The sequence below is a fragment of the Natronomonas amylolytica genome (genome assembly GCF_037031205.1).
Classification (GTDB): domain Archaea; phylum Halobacteriota; class Halobacteria; order Halobacteriales; family Haloarculaceae; genus Natronomonas; species Natronomonas amylolytica.
The window spans coordinates 44076-67102 of sequence record NZ_JAYEZM010000010.1 but is presented as its reverse complement, the minus strand read 5'-3'; the positions used below and the strand labels follow the sequence as shown (position 1 = coordinate 67102).

23 protein-coding genes are annotated in these 23027 nt (G+C 66.0%); 10 read left to right on the top strand and 13 right to left on the bottom strand.

The window, feature by feature from the left end; all coding sequences use genetic code 11:
- Positions 1-4: 4 nt before the first annotated feature.
- Entirely contained in the window at positions 5-313 is a 309-nt protein-coding gene (locus tag U5914_RS14180) for a hypothetical protein (RefSeq protein ID WP_336136405.1), read from the bottom strand.
- Between the two features lie 103 nt (positions 314-416).
- Here U5914_RS14180 and U5914_RS14175 point away from each other — a divergent pair, with 103 nt between their 5' ends.
- Positions 417-656 carry a DUF7120 family protein gene (locus U5914_RS14175; protein WP_336136404.1) on the top strand — a complete coding sequence of 80 codons (240 nt, stop codon included), beginning with the start codon at positions 417-419 and terminating at the stop codon, positions 654-656.
- A 213-nt stretch (positions 657-869) separates the two neighbouring features.
- On the opposite strand, the gene U5914_RS14170 is transcribed toward U5914_RS14175, so the two are convergent.
- The 5 genes from U5914_RS14170 to U5914_RS14150 all read right to left on the bottom strand — a co-directional run bounded on the left by U5914_RS14170 (position 870) and on the right by U5914_RS14150 (position 6398).
- The gene (locus U5914_RS14170) at positions 870-2483 is read right to left on the bottom strand and encodes a cytochrome P450 (protein ID WP_336136403.1); all 1614 of its coding nucleotides are present in this window, start codon (positions 2481-2483) and stop codon (positions 870-872) included.
- 106 nt (positions 2484-2589) lie between these two features.
- On the bottom strand, positions 2590-3852 hold the full coding sequence (locus U5914_RS14165) for a Glu/Leu/Phe/Val family dehydrogenase (protein ID WP_336136402.1): 1263 nt from the start codon (positions 3850-3852) through the stop codon (positions 2590-2592).
- 106 nt (positions 3853-3958) lie between these two features.
- Positions 3959-4807 carry an HpcH/HpaI aldolase/citrate lyase family protein gene (locus U5914_RS14160; protein WP_336136401.1) on the bottom strand — a complete coding sequence of 283 codons (849 nt, stop codon included), beginning with the start codon at positions 4805-4807 and terminating at the stop codon, positions 3959-3961.
- A 54-nt stretch (positions 4808-4861) separates the two neighbouring features.
- Entirely contained in the window at positions 4862-5263 is a 402-nt protein-coding gene (locus U5914_RS14155; RefSeq protein ID WP_336136400.1) for a hypothetical protein, read from the bottom strand.
- A 76-nt stretch (positions 5264-5339) separates the two neighbouring features.
- Entirely contained in the window at positions 5340-6398 is a 1059-nt protein-coding gene (locus tag U5914_RS14150) for a DHH family phosphoesterase (RefSeq protein ID WP_336136399.1), read from the bottom strand.
- A 415-nt stretch (positions 6399-6813) separates the two neighbouring features.
- Between U5914_RS14150 and U5914_RS14145 the strand changes: the two genes are divergently transcribed.
- The 3 genes from U5914_RS14145 to U5914_RS14135 are packed head-to-tail and all read left to right on the top strand — an operon-like array spanning position 6814 to position 8381.
- On the top strand, positions 6814-7275 hold the full coding sequence (locus U5914_RS14145; protein ID WP_336136398.1) for a MaoC family dehydratase: 462 nt from the start codon (positions 6814-6816) through the stop codon (positions 7273-7275).
- Positions 7276-7326: 51 nt separating this feature from the next.
- A complete protein-coding gene (locus U5914_RS14140; RefSeq protein WP_336136397.1) occupies positions 7327-7845 on the top strand; it encodes a PH domain-containing protein in 519 nt (172 codons plus the stop codon).
- On the top strand, positions 7842-8381 hold the full coding sequence (locus U5914_RS14135) for a PH domain-containing protein (protein ID WP_336136396.1): 540 nt from the start codon (positions 7842-7844) through the stop codon (positions 8379-8381). The genes U5914_RS14140 and U5914_RS14135 overlap by 4 nt, the downstream gene beginning before the upstream one ends.
- On the opposite strand, the gene U5914_RS14130 is transcribed toward U5914_RS14135, so the two are convergent.
- The 3 genes from U5914_RS14130 to U5914_RS14120 form a co-directional block, all read right to left on the bottom strand.
- Positions 8369-8899 (bottom strand): redoxin domain-containing protein, encoded by a 531-nt coding sequence (locus tag U5914_RS14130; RefSeq protein WP_336136395.1) that lies wholly within the window; start codon positions 8897-8899, stop codon positions 8369-8371. The two genes, U5914_RS14135 and U5914_RS14130, sit on opposite strands and share 13 nt — an antisense overlap.
- A 61-nt stretch (positions 8900-8960) precedes the next feature.
- A complete protein-coding gene (locus U5914_RS14125; protein ID WP_336136394.1) occupies positions 8961-9719 on the bottom strand; it encodes a response regulator in 759 nt (252 codons plus the stop codon).
- Between the two features lie 87 nt (positions 9720-9806).
- On the bottom strand, positions 9807-11552 hold the full coding sequence (locus U5914_RS14120; protein ID WP_336136393.1) for an acyl-CoA carboxylase subunit beta: 1746 nt from the start codon (positions 11550-11552) through the stop codon (positions 9807-9809).
- Positions 11553-11689: 137 nt separating this feature from the next.
- Between U5914_RS14120 and U5914_RS14115 the strand changes: the two genes are divergently transcribed.
- From U5914_RS14115 to U5914_RS14105, 3 genes are read left to right on the top strand one after another with little or no spacing between them, the layout of a single operon-like run.
- Positions 11690-12898: an alpha-1 4-glucan-protein synthase gene (locus tag U5914_RS14115; protein WP_336136392.1), complete on the top strand. Its 1209-nt coding sequence runs from the start codon at positions 11690-11692 to the stop codon at positions 12896-12898.
- 40 nt (positions 12899-12938) lie between these two features.
- Complete coding sequence (locus U5914_RS14110; protein WP_336136391.1) at positions 12939-14069, top strand: extracellular solute-binding protein; 1131 nt, start codon at positions 12939-12941, stop codon at positions 14067-14069.
- Between the two features lie 4 nt (positions 14070-14073).
- Positions 14074-16194, top strand: a complete 2121-nt coding sequence (locus U5914_RS14105; protein ID WP_336136390.1) for a DUF7846 domain-containing protein — start codon at positions 14074-14076, stop codon at positions 16192-16194.
- 11 nt (positions 16195-16205) lie between these two features.
- Here U5914_RS14105 and U5914_RS14100 read toward each other — a convergent pair whose 3' ends face one another.
- Positions 16206-16934, bottom strand: a complete 729-nt coding sequence (locus U5914_RS14100; RefSeq protein ID WP_418766773.1) for a hypothetical protein — start codon at positions 16932-16934, stop codon at positions 16206-16208.
- Between the two features lie 193 nt (positions 16935-17127).
- On the opposite strand from U5914_RS14100, the gene U5914_RS14095 reads away from it, so the two are divergent.
- Positions 17128-18522 carry a cryptochrome/photolyase family protein gene (locus U5914_RS14095; protein WP_336136388.1) on the top strand — a complete coding sequence of 465 codons (1395 nt, stop codon included), beginning with the start codon at positions 17128-17130 and terminating at the stop codon, positions 18520-18522.
- Positions 18523-18653: 131 nt separating this feature from the next.
- Entirely contained in the window at positions 18654-19259 is a 606-nt protein-coding gene (gene sod / locus U5914_RS14090; RefSeq protein WP_336136387.1) for a superoxide dismutase, read from the top strand.
- A 67-nt stretch (positions 19260-19326) separates the two neighbouring features.
- On the opposite strand, the gene U5914_RS14085 is transcribed toward sod, so the two are convergent.
- The 3 genes from U5914_RS14085 to U5914_RS14075 form a co-directional block, all read right to left on the bottom strand.
- A complete protein-coding gene (locus U5914_RS14085; protein WP_336136386.1) occupies positions 19327-20256 on the bottom strand; it encodes an RAD55 family ATPase in 930 nt (309 codons plus the stop codon).
- Between the two features lie 50 nt (positions 20257-20306).
- Positions 20307-21410, bottom strand: coding sequence for a helix-turn-helix transcriptional regulator (locus U5914_RS14080; RefSeq protein WP_336136385.1), 1104 nt, complete (start codon positions 21408-21410; stop codon positions 20307-20309).
- Between the two features lie 108 nt (positions 21411-21518).
- A complete protein-coding gene (locus tag U5914_RS14075; protein WP_336136384.1) occupies positions 21519-22181 on the bottom strand; it encodes a DUF7096 domain-containing protein in 663 nt (220 codons plus the stop codon).
- 372 nt (positions 22182-22553) lie between these two features.
- Between U5914_RS14075 and U5914_RS14070 the strand changes: the two genes are divergently transcribed.
- Complete coding sequence (locus U5914_RS14070; protein ID WP_336136383.1) at positions 22554-23024, top strand: hypothetical protein; 471 nt, start codon at positions 22554-22556, stop codon at positions 23022-23024.
- The last annotated feature ends 3 nt before the right edge of the window (positions 23025-23027 follow it).

The window sequence follows — 23027 nt, the reverse complement described above, 5'->3', positions numbered from 1 at the left end:
ACGGTCAGTTCCAGTCGTCCATCGGCCGGCCACAGCGTTCACACTCACAGGAGGGGCCGGAGGCACACTCGACGACGTGACCGTACGCGTGACAGACCAGCAGGATGCCGCTCGTGAACACGGCGCCGGCGGTGCCGACCGACGCGAGACAGACGGCGACCGTAGAGCCGAGCGAGGTCTGCAGACACACGAAGGCAACGACCCCGAAGGCGACCGCGATGGCGGCGATTATCCGCCGCTGGGCGGTCACCGACTCGGTCACGGTCCGGACCACGGAAACCCGAGGCTCCCTGTCCGGTTCGGTGTGTGCCATGATGTACTAGCACAGGGTTGCGACCGACAAGTACGTTTCCCACCTCGGCAGGAGCGGGTGGGGGAACCAAGGGTTTAGGCCCGTGAGTCTCGAACCGGTAGATATGCCAGACGTAGAAGTGTCGCTGCCTGACCGCATCGACAGCGAGATCGACCGCCTCGTCAGCCAAGGCGAGTTCCTCAACCGCGAGCAGGCGGTCGAGGAACTCCTCACGATGGGCGTGTCCGCGTATGCGCCGACCGAGGAGGAAGACGACGAGGAGCAACTCTTCACCCAGATGACCGACGACCAGCAGGACCCCGCCGCCCGACAGGACGACGAGGGCGACGAGTTCACCCTCTGAGAGGCTTGTCGTAACGAATTACCGGCGAGCGCCGAGCCGTGCCGCGCGCTGGCGGCCGCGGGGGCGCCGTGACTGCCGGAGACGAGTTCTCGACGACTGGCCTCCTCGGGTCGGGTAGTCAGGACACCGGACGCGGCGTCGCTCGGCGGCGACGCGGGCCCCTCTGACCCTCGACCGCGGACTGCCGCGTACGACCCTTCTCTCGTGTCCCTCTCATGCCTCACGCGGCACGAATCGGACGACGATATCCCGGTCGGGTTGGAGGTTGATGGCGGAGTCGACGCCGACCTCGGGGGCCTCGTGTGGGTCCTCGACGTCGGGGCCGGCGAACTCGATGCGGTGGGTGGCGAGCGTCGTCGCCAGCACCGTCGCCGCCTCCGTCGTGGCGATGGCCTCGCCGAGACAGGCGTGACGGCCCCCCGAGAAGGGGAAGTAGGCGAACGACGGCCGGTCGTCGTCGCCGTCGAACCGCGAGGGGTCGAACGCCTCGGGGTCGTCCCACCAGCGCTCGTCGCGGTGGACGACGTAGGGACTCGTCAGGACGTGACTGCCGGCATCGACCTCGGTACCGTCGAACTCCACGGGGTCGGCGACGGTCCGTCCGAATATCGGCAGGGCCGGATAGAGCCGGAGCGTCTCCTTCCAGACGCGCTCGGTGTATGGAATCGAGTCCAGAAACACCGCGCCCTCGACGGGGTGGCAGGTGCTGACGCTGTCGCTCTCGAACCGGCCGTCGCCCAGCGTCTCCGTCCCGGCCAGAAGCGTCGTCTCTCGGGCCTCCTCGTGGATGCGCTCCTGTACGTCGGGGCGGGCCGCGAGCAGGTACCACGCCCACGTCAGACCGGCACTCATCGTCGCGTGCCCGGCGATGAGCAGGCCCATCACCTCCTGTCGGAGCGCCTCCGGCGGAACGTGTTCGCCGGTGACGTGGTCCCGCCGGCGGAGCCACGCGCCGAGCGCGTCGTCGAAGACCAGCGGTGTTCGCTCCCGTCGGGCGACGACGTCGCTGGCGGCGGCATGGAGGGTCTCGACGGCTTCCCTCGTTTGGCGCTCGTGGCGGCCGGTCAGCCGGATGTGTGGGTCGACCCCGAGCGGTCGGTGGACCCATCCCGGCAACGGCACCCGGTTCGGTAGCTGTCGGGTCATGTAACTGGTGACGAGATGGAGCTGTCGCCGCTTGAACAGCGACCGGAGAGTGTGAACCGCCTGAATGACCTCGACCTCGTGGGCGCGCATGTCCCGGCCGAAAAGCGAGACGCCGAGCAACCGGAGCGTCAGTCGGCGCATGGCGGGCAGCAGACGGACGCCGTCGCTATCGGGCGTCCACACCCGAGCGCCGTCCGGCACCGTCGAGGGGTCGCCCGCACTCACCTGCCCCGGGAGGCCATCGGCGAACTCACCGAGGGTCGCGAGCGTGGTCTGGGCCAGTTCCGGGACGTGGTCCTGTGCGGCGTCCTCGGCGAATTCGGGGGCGACCAGCCGGAGTCGCTGGGTCCACGACCCCTCCTCGCTGTCGGAATGGAGGCTGACGATACTGTTTCGGACCACGCGACTGAAATCCCGCGACCCCGGCACGTCGAGGGCGCGAAACGACGAGGGATGCGACTGGAGGACGTACTGGATGTCGTCGGGGTTCGACAGGAGATAGACCTCCGAATCCAGCGCCGGATGCAGCGGCGGCACCGCGACGACGTCGCCGTATCGCTCCTGAAGCACTTCGGCGACGACGACCGGGTCGTCGTTGACGAGCGTCGGGAGGAACTCGACGAGTTCCGTCAGCGTCGGTCCCGTACCGTCGCCGTCCCCACCCCGATTCAGGATACTCATATATGTATGTTAGCATTGCACACATTTCAACGCATTGGCCGCCGCTCCGAACGAATCGACAGCGTAACGGACGATAATGGTCGATTAGAAAGAAGCCGCTACCGCGTTACGGCCACGAGCCGGCTTCCTCGTAGGCCGAGAGGACGCGCTCGAGGGCGACGACGTAGGCGGCCGTCCGGAAGTTCGGCAGGTCGTGTTCCTCGTAGGCGTCGACGAGTCCGGTGAATGCCTCACAGATGTGGCGTTCCAGTTCCTCGTTGACCTTCTCCTCGGTCCAGTAGAAGCGCTGGCGGTTCTGGACCCACTCGAAGTAGGAGACGGTGACGCCGCCGGCGTTGGCGAGGATGTCGGGGAAGACGTAGACGTCCCGGTCGACGAGCACGTCGTCGGCGTCGGGCGTCAGCGGCCCGTTGGCGGCCTCGACGACGACGTCGGCCTCGACGTCCGCGGCGAGGTCGGCGTCGATGGCGTTCTCCAGTGCGGCGGGCACCAGCAGGTCGACGTCGAGGGTCAGCAGTTCCTCGTTGGTCAATTCCCGGGCGGAGTCGCTGCCGAAGCCAGTGACCGACCCCGTCTCGTTTTTGTGTTCCTTGGCGGCGTGTGCGTCGAGGCCGGCCGGGTCGTAGACCGCCCCGGAGGAATCGGAGACCGCGACGATGTTCGCGCCGAGTTCGTCCTGCAGGAGTTGTGCGGCGATGCTGCCGGCGTTACCGTAGCCCTGTACGGCGACCGAGGCGCCGGTCATGTCCTTTCCGAGGAGGTCGAACGCCTCGCGGGCGGTGAGCATCGTCGACCGGCCCGTCGCCTCGACGCGGCCGCGAGAACCGCCCGACTCGATGGCCTTCCCGGTGACGACGCCGGGTTGGGTCGTGTTCTCCAGCGTCTCGTAGGTGTCCTTGATCCAGTTCATCTCCCGCTGGCCGGTGTTGACGTCCGGTGCGGGGATGTCGCGGTCCTCGCCGATGAGCGGCCGCAGTTCCTCGGCGAAAGCGCGGGTGATGCGTTCGAGTTCACTCTCGGAGTACTCGTGGGGGTCGATGACGATACCGCCCTTCCCGCCGCCGTAGGGGATGTCGACGACGGCGCATTTATAAACCATCCAGCCCGACAGCGCCTTCACCTCGTCGCGGGAGACGTCGGGATGGTACCGGATACCGCCCTTGTACGGCCCCCGGTCGCCATTGAACTGCGAGCGGAAGGCCCGGAATACACCGAGCGAGCCGTCGTCCATCTCGACCGATAGGTTCGTCTCCAGTACGCGTTCGGGGTTCTTCAGACGCTCGAGCGTGTCCTCGCCGATGTCGAGGTGTGCGGCGGCGTCGTCCACCTGCTCCTGCAAGCTCTCAAAAGGGTTGACATCCTCTGACATATCCGAACAATCGTTTAGTCTGCGCTTAAGAGTGGCGACCTAATGCCAAACAACAATCGTGAGGAAAGCGCGGGCGATTCCGTGATTTCCGAAACCGAACCGCCGACTACTCCTCGGCGGCCCGGTGGCGCTCCATGATGCGTTCGGCGCGGGCGATCAGCGGCGCGTCTATCATCTCGCCGTCGACCCGGAAGACGCCCCGTTCCTCGGCGTCGGCCTCCTCGCGGGCCGCGAGAACCCGCTCTGCCCACTCGACGTCGCTCTCGGCGGGCGTGAACGCCTCGTTGATGACGCCGACCTGCCCCGGGTGGATGGCCATCTTGCCGTCGTAGCCCAGTTGGGCCGCGAAGGCCGTCTCCTCGGCCAGTCGGTCGGTGGCCTCGATGTCCGTGAAGACGGTATCGATGGCATCGATGTCGGCCGCCCCGGCCGCGAGGACGACGTGCTGGCGGGCATAGGAGACCTCCTCGCCCGACTCCGTGCGGGTCGCCCCGATGTCCGCTGAGAGGTCCTCGGCGCCGAAGGCGACCGCATCGACAGCCGGCGTGGCGGCGATTGCCTGGGCGTTCAGCACGCCCGCGGCCGACTCACACAGCGCGAATATCGGCAGGTCGTAGCCGTGTTCGCGGACCAACTCGTCCATCTCCCGAACCCCTGCGGCCGACTCGGCTTTGGGCACCATCACGGCGTCGACGCGGGGGTCGCCGGCCAGCGCGGTTTCGAGGTCCGCATCGGCCGTCGCGGGGTCGGCGTTGACCCGGAGACAGACCTCACAGTCGGGGTCGAACACCGAGTCCGTCAGGACGTCGTTGACTGCCTCACGTCCGTCGGCCTTCCGGCCGGGAGCCACCGCGTCTTCGAGGTCGAACACGACGGTGTCGGCCCCCGTGTTCGGTGCCTTATGCATCAATGCCGGCTGGTCGCCGGGCGAGAACAACACGCTTCGTCGAGCCATACGTGGGCCATCGACCGGATTCCTGTTAAGGATGTCCCGGTCGAGGGCACCCCGCTATTCCTGCGAGCGGAACAGCCAGCGCGTATCGACGTCCGCATCCGTTCGCGTCTCGGCCTCGCGCATGAGATACAGACAGCCGAGTATGGCCAACGCTATCAACCAGAGCACGCCCGCGGACACGTGCCAGTTCGTGAGGGGTGTCGGGAGAAGCGCCGCGATAACTTGTGGGAGACTGATAACGAGGATGGAACTACCGACGCCGAGGACGAATACCCGCCTCCGAAACACCAGCGAACCGATGACGGCCGCCACGAGGAGGTAGCCGAACACCGGTGACGACCCCCAGTTGGTGAGGGTAAGGACGTTCACGGGAAGCGCAACGACGGTTCCAGCGAGGAGTCCGATGGAGAACTTGAATCGCTCTTCCGGACGACCGCGAAGCAGTTTGATGCTCATTCGTCGTTTCCTCCGGAGCATCCGACGTGGCGACGAGCGAGTCGTACAGATACCGTTCGTACTCGATAGTGAACCATCAGATATCACCCTCCAGCGCGGCGAAAATGTCGTCGTTGAACTCCGGTGGTGGGCCCGTCAGCGGGTCGCTGTTCCCGCCGTCGGTGACGAGTTCGGGGATGGGGAACTTCCCGCCGCCCATGCGTGAGTGGCCGCCAGCGCTGGCTTCGGGTACCTCGGCGGCCACCGCCTCCAGCGCCGCGCCGATATCGACCCGGTCGTCACGGGACCGCCCCGAAACGTGGGTCATCCCGGCGCGAGAGCCGTGAACGACGGCGGCGGTCACGCCTTCGAGGCGGATGAGTTCGTCCACGGCCTGGGGAATCGCATCGATGTTGTTGACCTCACCGACGTCGCTGACGAGGAACGAGCCGCGTTTCTCACGGTTGGAGAAGGCGCGGCCCTTGATAGCCAGAATCTCGGTATCTATCTCGGGGCTGGCAATACGACCGAGGAGTTTTTCGTCGACACCCTGACAGAGGTACGAGGCGGCTTCGTAGTCGGCGCCGATGGCTCCCGAGGTGAGTTGCTCCGTATCGGAGTGGATGCCGTACATGAGTCCGACGGCGAGATTCGGCGGCAGGATGGAGGTATCGGCATCGTTCCCCCCGGCGTCTCCGGGGTCATCGTCCACGTCGCCGGGTGCAACTGGCGTCACGCCCACGTCCCGGAGGTACTCGGTCACGATGCTCGCGCAGGAGCCGTAGTTGGTCCGCTTATCGGTGAAATCAAGCCCCGTTCCGTCGCCGGGGTGGTGGTCGATGATGGCGATAGGCATTATCGAATCCATGCCTTCGAAACCGCGTGGCGTGTTGTGGTCGACGAGAACGACGTCGTCGGCCGCGATCTCGTCCGCACGAGTTATCCGGTCGAAGTCGGGGTCGAGAACGTTCTCGAAGACGCGGTTTTCCTGATGTCGAATCTGTCCCGGGTACTGGATCGTGTACTCCGTATCCACCATCGAGGCCAGATGGGCGATACCCATCGCCGATGCCATCGCGTCCGGGTCGGGGTTCGGATGCATGAGGATGGCAATCTCGTCACGCGTCTCGAGGACCGGTTCGAGCCGTTCGCCCATCGGCCGATAAATCCAGCTAACGAACAACCACAAGGAGATACTGACGGCGACGATACCGAGAATAGTGGCCACGAAGGCAGCGGGGGCGGGGATATAAGAATTGATCACCCCAGCTATGGTGTCTACCGTTGATTTTAGTGCCGATAACATCTCTCTTGATTCTTGTTCAAGAGTTACTCTACTTAAAAACTATCCTCGCATCACAGGTTGTGCCAGTTAATACGAGGGGGTGTTCCACCCTCCGAACGGCTCTCCGAAGCCCGTTTGAACGGCCGCCGAAGCCCGGTCGAACCCCGCACCGCTACCCGGAAAACGAACGATTGCGGGCACAGCCGACGAAGGGCGAGCAGCACCACCGCCAGTAGCGTCGTACACCTCCGATATCGTTTTGCCTTCGCCCGCCGTCGGCCGGCCCATGCCCGGACTGTACTACGAGGAGTTCGAGGTCGGCGAGACCATCGAACACGAGAAGCGACGCACCATCAGCGAAAGCGACAACCAGCAGTTCTGCGATATGACGATGAACCAGCAACCGCTCCATCTGGACGCGGATTTCGCCGCCGACACCCAGTTCGGCGACCGACTGGTCAACGGCCTGTATACGATGAGCCTCGCGGTCGGCCTCTCGATTCCCGACACCACCGACGGCACCATCGTCGCGAACCTCTCCTACGACAACGTCGAACACCCCAATCCCGTCTTCCACGGCGATACCGTCTACGCGCGGACGACGGTCACCGACAAACACGAGACCAGCGACGGCGAACGCGGCATCGTCGAGATGCACGTCGAGGCTTATAAGGTCGAAGACGGCGGCGACGATACGCTCGTCTGCGAGTTCGACCGGACGGCACTCTCCCTGAAAAAACCGGAGTGACCGCCGGACCGTCGGCGTGCGTTTATAATGGAGGGCGAACAACGGCGGCGTATGGCTGCCGCCTCCACCGATTCGCCGTCCCTCGAGTGGTTGACGCTGGACGACGACGAGGAACTCCTCTGGTCGAGTCGTCCCCACCGGAGCAGCCTCGTCCCCGCGCTGGTCGTCGGGATTCCGCTTTCCTTCGTCCTCGTCGGGATACCCATCCTCGTCGGCGCGTATCTCACCTACCAGAACACTCACTACGTCGTCACCGACGCCGGCCTCTACAAGAAGACCGGCATCCTCTCGCGTGATGTCCAGAAAATCGGCTTCGACAAGGTCCAGAACACCTCCTACAGCCAGTCGGCCATCGGCGGCTACTTCGGCTACGGCAACGTCGACATCTCGACGGCCGGCGGCAGCGGCGTCGAGATGCGGTTTCGCTCGGTTCCGGACCCCGCCGATGTCCAGCAGCGCATCAACAAGCGCGTCAAATCGAAGGAACCGGCCAGCGACGACAAAAGCGAAGTCCTCGAAGAGGTTCTCGACGAACTCCGGGCCATCCGCGCGGAACTCGAAGCGCGATGACGGACGCGTGGCTTACGCCCGACCCCGGTGAGACCGTCGCGTGGGAGGCACATCCACGGTTGATGCGCGCCGTCCCGGCGATTCTCGTCAGCCTCGCGCTCGTCGCCACCGCTGTCGCCGGAGCGGTCATCGTCGACCGACTCGCCCTCGCCGTCCTGCTGGTCGCACCGCTTCCGGGGGCATACGCGTACCTCCGCGTGGTCAACACACGGTTCGTGCTCACGAACCGGGCCCTGTATCGCAAAACCGGAATCCTCGGCCTCGACGTTCGAACCGTCGAACTCGACCGCGTCCAGAACAGCAGGTCCTCGCAGGGGATTCTCGGGACTGCCTTCGGCTACGGGACCGTCACCGTCGACGTTGCCGGTGGGTCCGACCTCCGGTATTTCGACATCTACGACCCCGACGAGGTCCGTGCGGACATCGAACGTCTCGCCGCCGGCAGCAACGAGGTTCCCGGAACCCTCGCACAGTGGCGCGAGGTGCGCGAGGAACTCCGGGCGATTCGGCGCCTGCTGGACGGTCAGCCGAAATAGGCATCGTAGGCGACGGTGACGTCCGTTTCTGCGGCCGGAACTGCATCCGCTACCGCGTCCGCGACTGCCTCGACCGGTGAGGGGTCACTCCGCGCGAAGGCGTCACCAGTCGTCCACGAGAAGGCGACGTCCCAGTCGGCGCCGACGAGGAAGACCGCCCGCTTCGGCGGCCCGTAGTGGCCCTCCCACTCGTCGTACCGGACGCCGTAGTAGTCGGCGGCGCTCCCGCCGTCGCCCAGCAGGGCCATCGGCAGGTCGTACTGGTCGGCGTAGGCCGACGCCGCGTAGATGCTGTCCATCGAGATGCCCCACACTCGCAGGCCGTCGACGTCGTGCCAGCCGGCATCCCGAATCGCCGCGAGTTCGGCGGTCGCCGTCGGCAGGAAGGTCGCAGGGAAGAACCACAGCAGGACGGCGTCCCCGCCCTCGACGGCCCGGAAGAGTTCGTAGACGTCGGGGTCGCCGCGTTCGACGCCCGGTAACGCGAAATCCGGGGCTTTCTGGCCTTCTCGAATCATATGCGACGATGTGTCGGAGACGCCTTCGTCCTGCCGGTCGTAGCGCGGGTCGACCCCCGACCTACTCGGTCCCGTTTATGAAACAGACGTGGGCGCCGTCGCCGATGTGGCTCATGCGGAGTTCCTCCCGAATCCGCGTCCCGTCGGCGCGGACGGCCGTCGCGGTCCCCCGCCACGACCGGTGCTCGTCGAGGTGCGGGAGGATCTGCTCCTCGAAGCGGTCGATCTCCTCGTCGGGGTACAGGCGGTGCCACGACTTCCCGATGAGGTCCTCGGGTTGCATGCCGTAGGTCGCCGCATACGAGGGATTGACGAACAGATACCGGCCGTCCGGGTCGATGATGCCGACCGACTGCTTTGCGCTGTAGAGCGAATTGAACGCCTGATACAGGCGGTGCTGAGCGCGATACCCCTCCACGGCGTTGATGACGCGATTCAAGAGGACTGCGTACTGGTCGGTGCCCGCCTCCTTCTGGAGGTAATCGGTCACGCCGCTGGAGATGGCCTCGCTGGCGACCGCCTCGCTTCCCTTGCCGGTAAAGAGGATGAATGGCACCCGTGGGTCCGCCTCGCGGACGCGCTTGAGCAGTTCGATGCCGTTCATGTTGGGCATGTCGTAGTCGCTGACGATGCAGTCGATGTCCTCGTCAAAGGCCTCCAGACCGGCCGTGGCGGATTCGACGGTCCGCACGGAGAGTCGGTCGTCCGCGGATTCGAGGAACTGGGCGGTGAGGTCGGCGAATTCGGGGTCGTCCTCCACGTAGAGCAGTCGGATGGTATCCGGGAGTAACGACGGGAGGAGGTCCTGAACGGAGCCCATCTTCGTCTAGTCGTTCGAACAAAACGACAAGAGTGTACCGGGCAACTCAGCGTAAAAAACGCCGCCGTCGACGGAGGGCGGTGCGTATCAGAGGACCGTGCCGTGTTTCTTCGAGGGCCGGTCCTTCTCGACGTCCTCGTAGAACCGGAACCGCGTGGTCAACTCCTCGCGCAGCGAGGAGGGCGGGATGATCTCGTCGATGACGACCTCGCTGGCCATCCGCCGGACGTCGATGTCCTCGCGGAACTCCTCGCGGAGTTCCTTTTCGGTTTGCTTGCGTTCTTCCTCGTCGTCGATTTGAGCGAGTTTTCGGGCGTAGACGGCGTTGATGGCCGCTTCCGGACCCATGATGCCGATTTCACCGGAGGGCAGCGCGATGGTGGATTCGGGGTCGTAGGCCGGCCCGGACATGGCGTAGATGCCGGCGCCGTAGGCCTTCCGGACGACGACGGTCTGTTTGGGGACGGTCGCCTCGCTGGTGGCGTAGATCATCTTCTTGCCCTGCTCCAGAATGCCGTCCTTTTCGACCTGCGAGCCCGCCATGAATCCGGGGGTGTCACAGAGGTACAGCAGCGGGATGTTGTAGGCGTCGCACTTCCAGACGAACTGGGCGGCCTTCTCGGCGGCGTCGGGGAAGATGGCCCCGGCGCGTTCGGCGGGCTGGTTGGCGACGATACCGACCGGCTTGCCGTCGAGATGGGCGAAGCCGGTCATGATCTCGGGGCCGTAGTCGGGTTGGAGTTCGAAGAAGGAATCCCGGTCGACCACGCGGTCGATGACATCGCGCATGTCGTAGCCCTTGTTCGGTTCCTGGGGAACGATGGAGTCGATGCCGTTGGGCTGGTATTTCGGCGGTTTCGAGGCGATTTCCGGCGGGTCCTCGTCGCTGTTGTTCGGGAGGTACTGGACGAGGTTGGCCACGAGTTCTCGGGCGTGTTCCTCGTCGCGGGCGACGAGGTCGGCGCTGCCGGATTCGGTGGCGTGGACCTGCGGGCCGCCGAGTGCCTCCAGGTCGATGTCCTCGCCGGTGACCATCTTCACCATCCGTGGCGAGGCGATGGCCATCGAGGACATGCCCTCGACCATGATGGTGAAGTCGGCGAAGACCGGCGTGTAGGCGGCGCCGGCGATACACGGCCCGTAGAGGACGCAAATCTGCGGGACGCGACCGGAGAGCCGCGAGTGGTTGTAGTAGTACTTCCCGATGCCCTCTCGATTCGCGAAGAAGCCGGTCTGCTGGTCGATGCGGCCACCGGAGGAATCCATCAGATACAGCACCGGCTTGCCGGTCTTGAGGGCGCGCTGCTGCATGCGGAGGAACTTCTCGACGCCCTTGGCGGCCATGCTGCCGCGTTTGACGGTGTAGTCGTTGGCCATGAAGTGGAGGTCACGGCCCTCGAACTCCGCGCCGCCGGTGATGAGGCCGTCCGCGGGCAACTGGTCGTCGGCGTCGAACTCGGCGAACGTGCCGTCCTCGAAGAGGAAGCCGTCGTCGTCGCCAGACTCCGTCTGGCTGCCTCCCGAGCTTTGCTCGGGATTGAACCATAAATCGATGCGGTCCCGGACGAAATGCTTGCCCTGTTCGGGCAGTTGTTCCTTGTACTTCTCGGGGCCGCCTTGTTCGATCTCCTCGATCTGCTCGATGAGCTCTCTTTCTCGGTCGGTCGGCCCGAGGTCGTCCTCGATGGGCGAGTGGTCGGCTTCGCTGGTCGCGGCCGGTTCGTCGGCGTCACCGATGTACACCTCCACATCGGCTTCAGCGTGGGTCGCCATGGCCTGTGCGATGGCCTCGGCTTCCTCGACGCTCGCCGCTCCCGCGATGCGGACTTTCATACTCCTACCGTCCCACGTAGCCATTAAACCGTTTTCCATCCGCTAAAACCGACACTCCGTTCGAAGTTTATCAGTCCATTTAGGCTGGCCTAAATACCGACAACCTCTTTAGGGTAGCCTAAAACTATCCGGGCAGGATGAGTCAGGACATCTGTGTCGTCGTTCCCACGATACGGGAGTACGACTGCATGCGGGCGTATTTCGACAACGCTCGGCAACACGGGTTCGACCTCTCGCGACTGCACGTCGTCCTCGTCACCGAGGACTTCTGTGAGACCGACGAGATGCGGGCGATGCTCGACGAGGAAGGCGTCTCCGGCGAGGTCTTCGACGGTTCCCGCCGCGAGGAGTGGTACGACGAGCAGGGCATCGAGGAGTACAGCCACCTCGTTCCGGCCGCCAGTCACGCCGAGACGAGTTTCGGCCTGCTGTACATGTGGGCCAACCCGCAGTTCGAGTACGGCTTCTTCATCGACGACGACACCCTGCCGCACGACGAGGACGACTTCTTCGGTCAGCACCTCCGGAACCTCGCCTTCGAGGGCGAAATCGAGTCGGTGTCCTCCGACGAACACTGGGTCAACGTCCTCTATCAGAACCACGACGACCACGGCCTCTACCCCCGCGGCTACCCCTACTCCGCGATGGACGAGACCGTCGAGACCGAGACGACCCACGTCGACAGCGTCGTCGCCTCACAGGGCCTCTGGACGAACGTCCCGGACCTCGACGCCGTCCGCATCCTCATGGACGGCGACCTGCAGGGACAGGCCCAGACACGCACCACGCGCGAGGACTTCACCAACGATTTCGTCGCCGCCGAGGGCGACTACCTCACCGTCTGCTCGATGAACCTCGCCTTCGAACGCGAGGTCATCCCCGCCTTCTACCAGTTGCCGATGGACGACAACCAGTGGGACGTCGGCCGCTTCGACGACATCTGGAGCGGCGTCTTCCTCAAGCGGGCCTGCGACGTCCTCGGCAAGCAGATCTACAACGGCTTCCCGCTCTGTGAGCACAACAAGGCGCCGCGGTCGACCTTCGACGACCTCCACAACGAGGTCGCCGGCCTCGAACTGAACGAACACGTCTGGGAACTGGTCGACGACGTCGAACCGACGGTTCGACGGGACGGTCGAGCGGCGGAGCCGCGAGACGGTGTCGGCGACGACGCGGATTCCTACGCTGGCGTCTTCGAGGCGATGGGCCAGCGACTCGCCGACGGCGACTTCGAGGAGTACCAGAACGGCGCGTTCTTCAACCACGTCGGCGAGTACATGCTCGACTGGCTGGAGTGCCTCGACCAACTGGAATCGACCCGCGTCCCCACGGCGGCCGACGACTGAAACGACGCTTACAAACACGTTACAATCGACCTACACAACAATGACCCAACGACGATTCATCAATGACGCACAGAGCCGCCGTCGGTTCCTCGTGACCGCCGGCGCAGTCGGCGCGACCGGCCTCGCTGGCTGTTCGAACGTCCTCCCCGGCGGAAACGGCAACGGCAACGGCGATTCGCCCGTCGGCCAGATTGGGTCCGGCCGCGAGGGCCGCTCGCCCGGCGGCGTCTCGATGGAGGAGATGCCCGACCTCGAAGGCGAATTGACCGTCTACTCCGGGCGCGGCGAGTTCCTCGTCGGCGCTCTCGTCGAATACATCGAGGACCTCTACGACGACTTCACGCTCAACGTCCGCTACGGCGGCTCGACGGACCTCGTCAACCAGATAATCAACGAGGGCGAGGGGACACCCGCCGACGTCTTCTACTCGGTCAACGCCGGCTCGCTCGGCGCGCTCGTCGACGAGGGCCGGACCCAGTCGCTTCCCGACGAGGTGCTGGAGTTCGTCCGCGAGGAGTTCCGGACCGACGACTGGGTCGGCACTTCCGGCCGCGCGCGGTCGATTCCCTTCAACACGAACGAACTCTCGGAGGGCGACCTCCCCAGCGACATCATGGAATACCCCGACGTCGACGCCGACCTCGGGTGGGCACCCTCCTACGGCTCCTGTCAGGCCTTCGTGACCGCGATGCGGCTCATCGAAGGCGAGGACGCGACCCGCGAGTGGCTCGAAGGAATCGTCGATTCGGGCATCGCGAGCTATCCCGACGAGTTCGCCGCCTGTCAGGCCATCGCCGACGGCGAGATCGACGCCGCGTTCACGAACCACTACTACATCCAGCGCGTCCTCGATGGCTCGCCCGACGCCCCCATCGCCACCACGTTCACCGAGGGCGATGCCGGCGCGATGTTCAACGTCGCCGGCGCGACCGTCGTCGACGCCGCATCCGACGCCGACCTCGCCGCGAACTTCATCCGCCACCTGCTGTCCGGCGAGGCACAGGACTACTTCGCCCGCACCACCTTCGAGTACCCGCTCATCCCCGATGTCGAGCCCATCGGCGACCTGCCGACCATCGACGAACTCGACGTGCCGGACATCGACCTCACCAAACTATCCGACCTCGAACCGACCATCGACTTGATGCGCGAGGCCGGCGTCGACATCTGACGTGATGGACGCGGTTCGGGACCGATTGCAGGCGTTCGTTCGCGGACAGGGTGCCCGCGAGCGCGTTCTCGCTGTCGCCATCGCCGGAGCCGCCGCTGTCCTCACCTTTCTCATCGCTGCGGTCGTCTTCCCCCATCACTCCGCCAACCACGACGAGGCCGTCTACCTCCAGCAGGCGTCGATGCTTCTCGCCGGCCAACTCGAACTCCACGCCGGCGCCCTCGCCGACGCCTTCCACCCGTGGTTCTTCATCGAGGACGGCGGCCGCCTCTACCCGAAATACCAGCCCTATCCCGCGGTGCTCTACGCCGCCACGATGGGCCTGTTCGGCGAACCGCGCGTCGCGCTGGCTGCCATCGCGGCCGCCAACGCCGCCCTCGTCTATCTGCTCGGTGCCGGGGCCGTGAACCGACGCGTCGGCGTCGTCGCCGCCGCCGTCTTCGCCGCCGCCCCGCTTTCGGTCGTCACCACCTCCGTCTTCCTGCCGTACGCCCCGACGACCACGCTCAACCTGACGTTCGCGGTGCTGTACCTCCGGGGCGTTCGCCGGGGCCACCTCCCGAGCGCCGCCGGTGCCGGCCTCGCCATCGGCCTCGCCTTCTTCGGCCGGCCCCTCACGGCGGTTCTCTTCGCGCTTCCCTTCATCGTCCATGCGCTGGTCGGCGCCGCTCGGTCCCTCGGAACGGCGGGAATCGGCCCGATTCCCGAACCCCTCCGCCGGAACGCGCTCACCGCGGCCGGGGGACTCGTCGGTGTCGGCCTGACGCTCGCCTACAACGCCCGGGTGACGGGGTCGCCGTTGCTCTTTCCGTACGAGGCGTTCGCCCCACAGGACGGCCCCGGGTTCGGCCACCGGGAGATACTCGGCCACTCGCTGGAGTACACGCCCGCGCTGGCCGTCGAGACGAACGCCCACGTCCTCTGGTATTTCGCCACCCGCTGGTTCACGCTGGGACTTCTCGGCACCGCCTGTGCGCTGGCCGGCGTCGGCCTCGTCGCCTACCGCCTGCGGACCGGGGACGAGTCGTTCGTCCCCGAAATCGAATCGCCCGCCGCGTGGACCCTCGGCGGTCTCCTCGTTTCGGTCCCCCTCGGCAACGTCGCCTTCTGGGGCAACTACAACATCCTCGCGACGATGGCCGACCCCACCGACGGCCTCATCTCGCAGTTCGGGCCGTTCTACCACTTCGACCTGCTCGTTCCGCTGTCGCTTTTCGCCGCCGTCGCCCTCGTTTCGGCCACCCGCCTCGCCCGGACCCGCCTTGCCGACGGCTACTCGCCCGAGAAGGCACGCGTCGCGGTCGCTATCGCCCTCGTCGTCACCCTGCCGCTGGTCGGGGTCGCCAACGCCGGCCTCGCCGCCCAACCGCTGGAGCGCAACGCCGCCTACACCGAGAAGTACGAGACGGCCTATGCGCCCTTCGAGAACGAATCGCTCGACGACGCCCTCGTCTTCGTCCCGACGCCCTACGGCGAGTGGAACAACCACCCCTTCCAGTCGCTCCGCAACGACCCCGGCTTCGACGGCCCGGCCGTCTACGCGCTCGACCGGGACCCCGGTGAGGACTTCGCGGTACTGGACGCCTATCCCGACCGCGAGCACTACCGCTACACCTACCGCGGCGAGTGGACGCCGAGCACCGAGCGCCACGTCACGCCGAAACTCGAACCCCTCGAGGTCCGCGAGGGTGAGCGACTGGCCGCGAGTACGACCGTCGGCGTCCCCGACCGCGTCGCCCGTGCCAGCGTCCGGCTTGCGACCGACGCGGGCAGCCACGAGTACTCCGTCGCGGACCCGGCGGACGGCCTGACCGTCGAGTGGGAACTGGCCGGCGACGGCGCGCGACTCGCCGACGGCGACCGCGAGCGACTGGCCATCGACGGCGCCGAGGACGTCGTCCTGACGGTTACGCTCGTGGCCACCGGAGGGTCGACGTTCACCTACCGGCAGGAGGCGACCGTCCGCGCGGACGGCGACCGAATCGAGGTCGTCTGGCCGCCCGACCGGACCGTCTGTCCGCTCGTCACCGACTGCGGCCGCGAGGGGACCTACCTCCCCGACCGCCCCGCCGAACACCGCGAGTGGGTCGTCTTCGAGACCCACCTAGAGACAGAGACGGCCTGATATTCGGCCGATTACGCCGTGCTCCAGCGCAGGTAGACCATCAGCGCGATGATGGCCAACTGGAAGAAGCCCTGCACGCCGCTGAGTTTCGCGTTTCGCATCCCGAGACGGCTGATGCGCTCCTTGTCGGGATTCGACGAGAGCAGTTCCCGATAGACCAGCACCTCGTTCGGGAGCAGGAAGCCGAACCCCTGCACGGTCAGGACGAACATCACCGCGAGGATGAGCAGGATGAGCGTCGACGTGTCGGGCATCGTCATCCCCGCCGCCGCGAGTTCGGTGGCGAAGTACACGCCGTTGCCGAGAACGACGAGTGCGAAGAACGCCTGCCAGCGCCGGTCGCCGAAGGCGTCGAAGACCTTTCCCAACACCAGCGTCGCGAGGCCGAAGGTGACCAGCGTGAACAGGCCGATCCACGGCCCGGCGTTCGGGAAGACGCCGATGCGGACCGCGAGCGTGATGCCGGCGAATATCGTCACGCCGGCCAGCGTCGGCATCAGAAACGCCATCTTCGGCGTGAACTTCTCGAACCAGTCCGCACGCGCCGACAGCCCCAGCGACCCCAACACGGGCCCCATCACCATCGCCATGAACAGGTCGATGCCCGTCCACAACACCCCCGCCATCACGTGGACGTAGATATGCGTCTGAATCGTTCCGACCGTCGACGCCACGGCGAACGCCACGAGCGGGATTCCGACCGCCCCCGCGGCAAACGCCGGATTCGCTCGCTCCGCCATCCCCCGTATCGTGCTTCGAACCGTCATACGAGTCCGTCGTCTGGTGGTTGATACTTATAACATCGTGTGGGCCCGCTTTTTGCGTCGGCCTCGGATGCCTTCTTTATCCGAGTCGCGACCTTCCCAGCCACGAACCAGCAGAGGGACGCCCCGACCCGGGGCTTTACACGCCGCACCTGCGATTCGAACGCCTATGCGCCTGCACTGGCACCGGCGGGACCTTCGCGTGACGGACAACCGCGGCCTCGCCGACCCCTCCGAGCCGGCCGCCGGAGTCTTCGTCTTCGACGGGACCGTCCTCGAACACGCGGGAGTGCCGCGCGTGGCGTTCATGCTGGACGCGCTCGACGCCCTGCGGGCCGCCTATCGCGAACGGGGCTCGGACCTCTTTATCCGGCACGGCGACCCGGCGGACGTGCTGTTGGACCTCGCGGACGAACACGACGCCGAGGCGGTCTCGTGGAATCGGGATTACTCGGGGCTGGCCCAGCGCCGGGACGAACTGGTCGCCGAGGAACTGAGAGAATGGGACGTCCCTCCCCAGCAGTTCCACGACGCCATCTGCCACGAACCGGGCTCTATCACGACCAACGAGGGCGAGCCGTATTCGGTCTACACCTACTTCTGGAAGAAGTGGCGCGACCGCGAGAAGGACGACCCCTACGCGGTGCCCGCGCTGGCCGAGGCCTCCGACGACGAACCGATGCCGACGCTCTCGGACCTCGGCTTCGAGGAACCGGAGGCATCCATCCCCGAGGCAAGCACCGAGGCGGCCCGAGCGTTGCTCGATGCGTTCCTCGCGACCGATGTCTTCCGGTACGAAGACGCCCGCGATTACCCCGCCGAGGAAGCCACCTCGCGGCTCTCACCGCACCTGAAGTTCGGCACCATCGGCATCCGGGAGGTCGACGCCGCGGTTCGAGACGTGCTGGCTGGAGCGGACGACGACGATGCCGAATCCGTCGCGGAGTTCCGCTCGCAGTTGGCGTGGCGGGAATTCTACACCCACGTCCTCCATTTCAACCCGGGCGTGGTCACGGAGAATTACAAGGAGTACGACCACGAAATCGAATGGGAAAACGACGAGGACCTGCTGGCGGCGTGGAAAGCGGGGGAGACGGGCTATCCCATCGTCGACGCGGGGATGCGGCAACTCCGCGAGGAGGCGTACATGCACAACCGAGTGCGGATGATCGTCGCCTCCTTCCTGACGAAGGACCTGCTGGTCGACTGGCGCGAGGGGTACGACCACTTCCGGGAGCGTCTGGTCGACCACGACACGGCCAACGACAACGGCGGCTGGCAGTGGGCGGCCTCGACGGGTACCGACGCCCAGCCGTATTTCCGCATCTTCAACCCGATGACGCAAGGCGAACGCTACGACCCCGAGGCGGCCTATATAACGGAGTACGTTCCCGAACTCCGCGAGGCTGACCCCGAGACGATTCACTCGTGGCACGAACTGTCCGCGGCGGAACGCGACGACGCGGCGCCCGAGTATCCCGCCCCCGTCGTCGACCACGGCGAGCGCCGCGAGGAGGCGCTGGCGATGTTCAAGCGGGCACGTGGCGAGGACCCGACGGAGTGAGTCATGACGGCGGCCCGCCCTTCCGAGGTATCCCTTCGCCATCCGGCGATATCTCCACGGCGTGTGCTATCTTCTCACAACAAAGTTTTAACAGTATTCCCGGAGAGTACTAGAGATGGAGGACGATATAAATGCCTGAACATTCCAACCCCGAACTACCGCCGCTCCCGTACGACTACGACGCCCTCGAACCGTCCATCTCCGAGCAGGTTCTGACGTGGCATCACGACACCCACCATCAGGGCTACGTCAACGGCCTCGAAAGCGCCGAGGAGACCCTCGCGGAGAACCGCGCCGAGGGCGACTTCGGTGGCTCCGCTTCGGCCATCCGCAACGTGACCCACAACGGTAGCGGTCACTATCTCCACACGCTGTTCTGGGAGAACATGGCCCCGAACGGCGGTGGCGAACCCTCCGGTGACCTCGCCGACCGCATCGAGGAGGACTTCGGCTCCTACGAGGGCTGGAAGGGCGAGTTCAAGGCCGCCGCGGGCGCCGCCGGTGGCTGGGCGCTGCTGGTCTACGACCCCGTCGCCGACCAACTGCGCAACCTCGTCGTCGACAAGCACGACCAGGGCGCGCTGTGGGGCAGCCACCCCATCCTGGCGCTCGACGTCTGGGAGCACTCCTACTACTACGACTACGGTCCGGACCGCGGTTCCTTCATCGACAACTTCTTCGACGTCGTCGACTGGGACAACGTCGCAGAGCAGTACGAGAAGGCGACCCAGCAGTAAGGTACCGTAGTCACACCATCGATTTTCTTTCGTGCGCCACGCCGGATAGCCGCAGGTCGCGACAGTCTTACCAGTGCTTGCGGCTGATTTTCTTCGTCGCCTTCGCCCGGAAGCCGTCCTCGTCGATGATGGAGTCGAATACCGTCTGCCGTTTCGTGTCGAGGGCGCCGCCGAAAGAGCCGACACGGACCGTCCGGTAGGTCGTATAGCCCTCGTCGTTCGAGTAGAAGTAGACGTGGCCGTGCAGGAGGCCGTGGATGGTGTCGTTCTGTCGGACCTCGGCGGCCCGGCTGTCGTACTTGACGAAGGCGACGGTGCCCCAGTTGACGACCGCCTCGCGAAGCCCGATAAGGAAGGCGAGTTCGTGGTTCCGGGGCAGGCCGAACTCCGTCGCGCGTTCGAGGTCAGACAGCGAATCGACGACGATGAGGTCGTCGCTCGCCTCGGCGAGGCGGTCGCCGATGTCCTCCAGCAGGTCGCCGAACGTCTCCACGTCGGGGTCGGGGTCGGACGGTTCGTCCTCCCCTTCGGCGGCTTCGAGCGAGGACGCTCCCCCGGGTTCGTCCGGCGGCTTTCGGCGCGCCTCGAACAGCGCCGACGGGACCGGGAGCAGGTCCATGAACCGCTGTGAGTAGTCGGCGACGGTCATGTGGTCGGCCAGCACGTCGAAGCTCTCGTCGTCGAGGACGGCGTCCAGTTCGCTGTAGACGTGTTCGCGGTCGTTACTCAGGGTCAGGTAGGTCACCGATTCGGGGACGTCTTCGGCCCGACTGGCGAGTTCGCTGCGGACCGTCTCGGGGCGGTGTTTCGCGGCCATCAGGCGTGCGAGAATCGTATACGTGAACGCGTCGCCACCGGCGTCGGGTGCGCCGGCCAACAGGACGCAACTGCCCGTCGGGATGCCGCGAACGTCGCCGTCCAGTCCGCGGATTCCGAAGGGGATATAATCGACCGAGTCGCTGAGGTCGTGTGCCGCCGAGGCGGAGCCGGGTGCCATACCTTCGGAACGGCCCGCGAGGAGTATACGTGTTGGGGCGACCGCCCTCGCTACTGCTCGCCGTCGGCGTCTTCCGTGCTGTCCTCGTCGGGCAGCGCCAGCACGTTCTCCCGGCCGAGTCGGAAGCCTTCGAGGTCGCCCTCCTCGCGAAGGCCCTTGGTGACCTGACTGGTCTTGGCGTCGGTCCAGCCCAACTCCTCGGCGACGGCCTGCTGTTTCATGCGGCCGCCGCGTTGCTCGATGAGTTGGAGCACCTGCTCCTCGTTGCTCAGGAGGTCCGAATCGATAGGGGCGGCGGCTCCCGCCTCGGCGTCGGCAGCGTCCGCCTCGGTTGCGGCGTCCGGACCCGCACCGCCGTCCGGTGGGCCGTCGGCGCCGCTCTCGTCGTCCGCCGCTCCCTCCCGCCGCCGGGCGACCAGCACGACACCGATAGCGAGGAGGCCGAGGACCACGACCGCGGCCACCACGAGCGGGACGACCGGCAGTCCGTCGGCGCCCCCAACGGCGCCTTCGGGCGCGAGTTCGATTCGCGGTTCGCCGGACGCGAAGTTCGTCGGGCCGTCGTAACTGACGGCGCCGTCCCTCGTGTCGGTCGCCGAGGGAGATGCGTCGACGAGGGCGTACTCGTCGGGCCACGAAATCAGCAGCGAACTGTTCTCGTCCAGAAAGAGCCCGTCGATGGCGTCACCGACGACCAGTCGGTCGCCGTCGGTGGCCGCGAAGTTCGACCACCGGAACGTGAAGGTGACGACGCCGCGTTCCTGCGGCAACTCCTCGCGAGTGGCGGAGACGAAGACGTCCGTGACCGCCATCTCGCGGCCGGTCGCGTTGGCGGCGCTGTCGGCGGTCGCGTTCATCCGGTTGTGGAACCGGTCGACGTAGGGGTCGGGGTCGGACTCGATATCGCTCTGGAGGTCCTCGAAGGCCTGTTCGTCCTCGGCGGTGTCGAGTTCCATCCGGTACTCGATGCGCCACGCCGCATCGCCGTCCTCCTCGACGGCGACCTCCATCAGGACGTCGTCGGGGTTGATGTCCTCCTGTAGCGCCGGCGCCGAGGACGACTCGACGGTCGACCCGGCCGTAACCCCCGTTCCAGCGACGGTGGCGACGAGTACGACGAACGCGACCAATGCGGCGACGGATCCCCGGTTCACGGGCGTGAGGAGGGAGCGCGGTTATAAAGGCGTTGTTGCCGATGCAACCGATGGTCGGTGGTGACGGCCCGCCGCTATCGGCTCGAATCGCGGGCGACTATCCCCCGGCTATCGACCGTCTCGGTCGGTGGAACGGTCCTCCGTTCCGTTCGTCCGGCTCTCGGTCCCGTTCGGGGAAGCGTCCCGCTCTCCCCCGGACCGGTCGTTGGGGTCGACCGGCGCGCCCACGTTCGGGCCGGCGATGTCCCGAGCGATGTCGGCGACGTCGGGGCCGGTCAGTTCGGCGGCGTCGGCCCGGAGGCCGCGGAGTCGTTCATCGTCGATACGGTGGTCAGAGCGGACGCTTTCGGGCAGTCCAGCGGCCACTCCCGCGGCCGCGTTCGTCGTTCGGTTCGCGGCGCTCGTCTCCGCGACCGCTATCGCGACCTTCGCGCGGTAGGTTCCCTCACTGATGTTGCCGGCATCGCGCTGTTCGCGGAGGGTTTGCTGACGCGCCTCGATTTCGGCGAGTCGGTCGTCGTTTCGGTCGAGTCGGTCGGCGACGAGTTCGGCGCGTTCCGTATCCGAATCGGCGTTCGCGACCGCGATACCGAACGCGCGTGTCTCCAGTTCACCGTCGAGTTCGGCCTCCTGTGTGCCGACGACGCCCGCGAACCGTTCGCCGGGCAGCGTCTCGGTCCCGTTGCGCTGGGCGGTGGCGTCGAGGGGCACCGCCACGAACACGCTCCCGACGAGTAACGCCGCCAACAGTAGCGGGAGTGTTCGTTTCATCGTACACGTCATTGGGTCTCACGCGATATATACGGTCGAGATACTGTGGACGGATTTCGGCGAATCAACTCGGTTTATCGTGTGGCGGGGGTGTCAAGCGTCGATTACCGCCCGGCAAACGGGTCTCCGAGGCGTCGCGGATGGGTTCGGGACGGTCGTCTCGGTCGCGCATCGGAAGCGGGATTCTCGGTGGTAACTGCTCGTCGGCCAACAGGGTTATATACCGAATCCGAACCGGTGTTTCGGCCGCTCGAAACGCGGTTTCAGCCGATTTAATTCGGCTTAATTCGGCTTTAGAAGCGTCCAAACCGGTTAAATCCGGCTTCGGGGTCTCCCCCCGTTAAGTGGCTCTCGCTCCGAGAGGTGATTGCAATGAGAGCGAAACAACTGATGACGGTCGCGGTCGCAACGATGCTGCTGATCGGTGGCGCGGCGGCGCTCGGTGCCGCCAGCCCCAACGCAGCGGCAAACGACAACGCCACGGACGCGCCCGACGATAACATGTCGGACGCTGCCGGGGCTGCTGACGACGCCGCCAACGCGAGCGAGGACCGGAAGGGCAACGCCGACGGTGTCGGCCCGAGCGACGGCCTCCCTGAGCAGGTCCCGGACCACGTGAGCGAGATTCACGACACCATCGATTCGTTCCTGAGCGGTGAGGTCGACAACCTCGGCCAGTCGCTGAACGACCTCCTCTCGGACGGCGAGGCGGCCGACGACGAGGCCGCTGACGGCAACGAAACCGCCGATGAGAACGCTGACGGCGACGACGCTGGCTCCGAGGACGACGCCGACAGCGAGGATTCGGATGACGGCGACGAGACGACCGCCACGGACGCGTAACTA